Source organism: Loktanella sp. DJP18 (assembly GCF_049310965.1).
Lineage (GTDB): Bacteria > Pseudomonadota > Alphaproteobacteria > Rhodobacterales > Rhodobacteraceae > Loktanella.
This window is the reverse complement of the sequence record NZ_JBMERN010000352.1, coordinates 1-911: the sequence shown is the minus strand read 5'-3', so window position 1 is coordinate 911 and position 911 is coordinate 1. Positions and strand designations below refer to the sequence as shown.

General features: G+C 57.0%; 1 pseudogene. It reads left to right on the top strand.

The features are described from left to right. Window positions 1-894, top strand: a pseudogene (locus ACOI1H_RS25845) (IS630 family transposase); the annotation flags it as partial. Window positions 895-911 lie beyond the last annotated feature (17 nt).

The window sequence follows — 911 nt, the reverse complement described above, 5'->3', positions numbered from 1 at the left end:
TGCGGGACTGGGTTATGCGGTTCAATGCCCGCGGCCCGGATGCGTTGATTGATGGCAAGCCGCCCGGCCCGCGGTCCAAGCTTAATGATGCCCAACGCCAAGCGCTCGTGGAGATCGTCGAGAGCGGTCCGATCCCGGCAATCCATGGGGTTGTGCGCTGGCGACTGAGCGACCTGGCACAGTGGCTCCACGCTCAGTTTGCGGTGTCGCTTGACGAAACGACGGTGAGCCGGGAACTGAAGAAGCTTGGCTACGTCAAGCTTACGGCTCGGCCTCGCCACTACGCGCAAGACACTGAAGCGTTGGAGGCGTTTAAAAAGGGGGCTTTGCAGCCGAACTTGAAAGAGTTCGAGCAGGGCTCCCACCAGACACTGCAATAGAGATTTGGTTCCCCAGGACGAAGCGCGTGTAGGGCAAAAAAACAAGATCACACGACGTTGGTCGAAGCGTGGGACGCGACCCTCGGCACCGCATGATCAGCGCACTATATCGACCTATATTTTTGGAGCCATCTGTCCAGCATCAGGCAAGGGCGCAGGTCTTGTCCTGCCCTACTGCAATACTGACGCAATGAACCTGCATCTCGCTGAAATCGCTCGAACCGTGGAGCCCGGAGCCCATGCGGTCATGCTCATGGATCAGGCCGGGTGGCATATGACCGCGGCGCTCGTCATACCCGACAATATCAGCATCATTCCACTGCCTGCCAAATGCCCGGAACTCAATCCCGTCGAAAATATCTGGCAGTTCATGCGGGACAACTGGCTCTCCAACCGCATCTTTCATTCCTATGAGGAAATCGTCGATCATTGCTGTGATGCATGGAATAAGCTGATCAGCATCCCTGAGCGCATCATGTCCATCGGACACCGCCAGTGGGCTAAAGAGTTCTGATCTGCGCAGGTTGGTAT